We start from the raw sequence: 4108 nt of genomic DNA, 5'->3' as shown, positions 1-4108 counted from the left end.
TCTCGCCGCTCACGGAGCGGGCGCGGCGCTGCACCTCGCGCAGGGTCGCGGCGGGGTCCTCGCGCAGGCCGTGCCGGGAGAAGGACTGGCACAGGGAGCGCACGTCGCGCTCGAAGAGGGCGTCGTAGTGGCGGCTCTCGGCGCGCGTCACGACCTGCGGGAAGTCGATGACGACGACGCGGCCCTTGTGCCACAGCAGGTTGTAGGTGCTGTAGTCGCCGTGCGCGAAGCCGAGCCGCAGGAAGCGCGCGAGGATGTCGAGGCTCTGCGTCCACGCGGACCGCGCCTCGTGCGGCGTGAGACGCGCGTCCGAGAGGCGCGGCGCGGGGCCGTGCTCGTCGCCGACGAAGGCCATCACGACGGCGCGGCCCGTCTTGGCGTACTCGCTCGGTTCGGGTCCCACGAGGGGACGCGGGACGGGCAGGCCCGCCTGCCACAGCGTCCAGAGCTGCGCGTACTCGTGCATCACCCACAGGGACTGTTGCATGTTCACTCCGGTGGCGGTGCGCTGACGGATGGCCTTCTCGGCGCGGTCGTCGCCGATCCAGCGTCCGTCGCGGTAGACGGCGTCGTTCTTGAAGGAGCGCACGGCGAGGTCGCGGTAGAGCTTCACCGCGACGAGGCCCTCGGGGCCCTCGGCGAGGTACACGGTGGCCTCCTTGCCGCTCTTGAGCTCACCGAGGAGCGTCGTGACGACGCCCATGGCGTGCAGTTCGTGCAGGCTGCCGTCCGTGAAGGTGGCCTCGCCCGTGTCGTCCTCGTGCTGGAGGTCGTGGACGGAGCGGCGGCCCTGCGGGCGGCGGCGTTCGCGGCGGAAGCGCTCGCGCGTCTCCTCGTGCGTGTCGGCGGGGACGCGCGCCATCAGGCGGGCCCGCCGCTTCGCGTGGGGTTATGGGTGCATGAAGAAACCGTTCGGGTGGAAGGAAGCAAGTTCGACACTCCTGTGGCGCGAGGGCGTGATGGTTCGTCCGGTCACGTGGATGTTCAGGATTTCGATCATTCGCTTCACCTCCTCCCGTGGGCCGCCCTGGGGGGCCCCGGCTGGTACGGCCAGCGTAGGCGATGCGTGCGCCGATTTCGATAGGACATCTGGCTTACGGATCTCACGCCCTCACCGTACGCAAGGGTGGATGACGCGGGCGTGACGGACGAAAGCGGGCGGCGGGGGAACGCTCCCCGCCGCCCGCTTCCTGCCCGGCCGCCTACTTCACCGTCTTGTCGAGGTAGGCGCCGCTGTAGAAGTCGCTCGCCTTGAAGGTCTTCGGGACGCGTCCGCTCGACTGGAGGTAGCCGACCGCGCGGCCCCAGCTCGTCGGGTTGATGTTCCCGTAGAACGCGCCGCCCTTCATCAGCTCCACCGAGGCCTTCATGACGTCGAGCGTGCCGCCCGCCGAGCCCGCGTACGCCTTGCTCGTGGCGATCTGGAAGGCCTTCTGCGGGTTCTGCACCGTGAAGGCCACGCCGCGCTGCGCCGCGCGCACGACCTTGCGCGCCACGGCGTCCGCGAGCGTCTTCTCCGTGCCGATCATCCCGACGCCCACCATCGGGTAGGCCTTCGTGACGTCGAGGGTGTTCGCGGTGACGCCCGCCGCCCTGAGCTGAAGCACGTCGTTGTTGACGTACCCGACGGCGGCGTCCACGCGGCCCGCGCGGACCGCCTCGACCTGCGTGAAGCCGATCGGGGCGAGCTTCACGTCCTTCTCGCCGAGCTTGTTGGCGCTCAGCAGGGCCTGCAGCGCGAAGTAGCTGCTGCCGAAGGTGCCGGGAATGCCGATGGTCCTGCCGCGCAGGTCGGCGGGCGTGTCGATGCCCTTGCCGGGCAGGCTGAACACCGTGACGGGCAGCTTCTGGTACATCGCCATGACGTACTTCACGGGCGCGCCCTGCGACCGCGCGAGGATCGCGTCCTCCGCGTCGCCGACGACGAAGTCCAGCTTGCCCTGCAGCAGGAGCGGCATGAGCTCGCTGACGTAGCCGTGCTGGAACTTCACGTCGAGCCCCTCGCGCTTGAAGTAGCCCTCCTCCTGCGCGACGTAGAAGGGCGCGAACTGCACGTTCGGGATGTACCCGAGGCCGATGTTGATCGTGCGGGCGGACGCGCCGGACACGCCGAGCGCGACCGCGAGGAACAGCAGGGTTCGCTTCATCCCGAGGAGTCTAGGGCAGCGCGTGAGAACACATGGTGGGGCCGTCCGCGTTCCCACGGACGGCCCCCTCCTTCCCCGAACCCTAGTGGCCGGAGTGCTCCTCTCCCCCGCCTCCCTCGCCTCCCGCGCGGACGACGAACTGCAGGGTGAAGGGGCGGAAGGTGGCGCCCGCCTTCGCCTTCCCGGTGAGGACGAGGGTGTACGCGCCCTCCTTCGGGAAGGTGACCGACGCGCCGAGGCGGCGGTCGGCGGTCTTGAGGGCGGGCGTGGAGAGCGCCTTCGCGCCCGCTCTGTAGGACCCCGCGTACACGCTGAGGACGCAGGCGCAGTTGGTGGTGGTGACGGCCTTCCCGCCACGCTGGTTCACCTCGAACCAGGTGGGGTTGGGCTTCGCGACGGCGGGATCGTCGTCGGGTTCGATGTGCAGGAGGGCGCCGACGTCACCGTCACGGACGAGCTCGTGCGCGAGGGCGGCGGTGGGAACGGTGAGGGCGAGCAGGAGCGCGAGTCGCTTCATCGGGAGGATCTCCTCGTGAGGTAGAGGGCGGCGCTGAGGGCGAGCAGGACGGCGGACGTCCACGCGAGCGGCCACAGGCCGAAGTGCACGCCGATCCACGCGCCGTGCAGGGCCGCGAGCAGCGTGGCGGGCGGCCCGAGGCGGTGCAGGGTGCGCCAGTGTCGGCCCAGGCGGCGGATGGCGAAGTTGGTGGAGGTCAGGGCGAGCGGGACGAGCAGCGCGAGCGACACGCCGCCGAGGACGATGCCGCCCTGCATGACGGGCGACAGGAAGGGCAGGTTGTCGAGCCGTCCGGCGAGGGTGTGGCCGAAGGTGTAGGCGGTGTGCAGCAGCGCGTACGCGAAGCCCGCGAGGCCGAGCGCGCGCCGGTACGGCATGAGCCGCAGGCGGCGCGCGGGGAACACGAGCAGCAGCGCGGCGAGGCTGAGCCAGCCGTACACCTCGCCGAGCCGCTGGATCAGCACGGCCGAGTCCGCCGGGTACAGCCGCCGCACGAGCGACTCGGCGCTCGCGGCGACGAACAGCACCAGCCCTGCCTGGACCGCGCCGGGGAGGGGGCGGCGGGCGCTTTCTCTGAGGTCGGTCAGGATGGCGGACACGGGCAGCCTCACTTCACGCTGATCTTGCTGGCGGGCGTCTCGGTGCTGCTGTCGTCCCAGGCGACGACGCTGCCGTCGGCGTACTTCTGGTAGACCTTCCACGCGAGCGTGCCCGTGTCGGCGGGGTTGGTCGCCTGGAAGTAGAAGCGCATGAACTCCTCGGGGGCGACGCGGCCGCGCCACGTGACGGCGGTGACGTTGCCGCTCGCGTCACGCTCGACGGTGCGCACGAAGCCGCTGACGGGCATGAAGCGGCTGATCTTGAGGCCGGCGGGGACGACCAGGCGGATCTCGGTGGTCGCGACGGGCTTCTCGGTGGGGACCTGCAGGCGGTACGTCTCGCTCTTGCCCGCGAGGGTCTCGCTGGCGCCCGTCTCGGTCTTGACGGTGGCGTGGGCGAGGGCGAACGAGGCGAGGACGGCGGCGGTCAGGGACAGGACTCTACGCATGTGGGTGCTCCTTGAGGACGTGAGGGGACGGTGCCCTGGCGGGCAGGGCGTCTCAGACGATCGTCAGGGAGCGGGGCGGCCCGCGTGCCGTGGCGCGCAGCGTGGTGGCGCGCGCCTGGACGTGGGGCTCGCGGGCGGTGGGCGCGCGGGGCCTCTGGGCGTTCGGGCGCGTCGCCTCGCGCGGGTGGTCGGGCGTGGTGGGCTGGCTGCTGGTGCAGTCGTGCCGGTCGCCGTGATCGTGCGTGGTCGCGGGGACGCTCGCGGCGGGCGACCCGTCCGGGCAGGTGGCGCCGTGATGGTGACCGTGCGCGGCACCCACGGGCGTCACCATGGACACGAGCGTCAGGCCGGAGTGCCCGAGGTGCAGGCCGGGCTGCGCGAGCAGCAGCACGGTCG

6 protein-coding genes are annotated in these 4108 nt (G+C 71.4%); all 6 read right to left on the bottom strand.

Going from position 1 to position 4108, the window contains the following annotated elements; genetic code table 11:
• Nucleotides 1–862 (bottom strand): RIO1 family regulatory kinase/ATPase domain-containing protein (locus DEIPI_RS35125; protein ID WP_084475060.1); only part of this gene is annotated, 862 nt, incomplete at its 3' end.
• A gap of 340 nt (nucleotides 863–1202) precedes the next feature.
• Nucleotides 1203–2147 carry an ABC transporter substrate-binding protein gene (locus tag DEIPI_RS0127175; RefSeq protein WP_027483869.1) on the bottom strand — a complete coding sequence of 315 codons (945 nt, stop codon included), beginning with the start codon at nucleotides 2145–2147 and terminating at the stop codon, nucleotides 1203–1205.
• An 82-nt stretch (nucleotides 2148–2229) separates the two neighbouring features.
• Nucleotides 2230–2664, bottom strand: coding sequence for a hypothetical protein (locus tag DEIPI_RS0127170; protein WP_027483868.1), 435 nt, complete (start codon nucleotides 2662–2664; stop codon nucleotides 2230–2232).
• A complete protein-coding gene (locus DEIPI_RS35120) occupies nucleotides 2661–3263 on the bottom strand; it encodes a ferric reductase-like transmembrane domain-containing protein (RefSeq protein WP_027483867.1) in 603 nt (200 codons plus the stop codon). Before DEIPI_RS35120 ends, DEIPI_RS0127170 begins: the two co-directional genes overlap by 4 nt.
• An 8-nt stretch (nucleotides 3264–3271) precedes the next feature.
• Complete coding sequence (locus DEIPI_RS0127160) at nucleotides 3272–3712, bottom strand: DUF1775 domain-containing protein (protein WP_027483866.1); 441 nt, start codon at nucleotides 3710–3712, stop codon at nucleotides 3272–3274.
• A gap of 52 nt (nucleotides 3713–3764) precedes the next feature.
• Nucleotides 3765–4108 (bottom strand): hypothetical protein (locus DEIPI_RS35115; protein WP_211238367.1); only part of this gene is annotated, 344 nt, incomplete at its 5' end.

Source organism: Deinococcus pimensis DSM 21231 (assembly GCF_000519345.1).
GTDB lineage: Bacteria > Deinococcota > Deinococci > Deinococcales > Deinococcaceae > Deinococcus_A > Deinococcus_A pimensis.
This window is presented reverse-complemented; position numbering and strand designations above follow the sequence as displayed.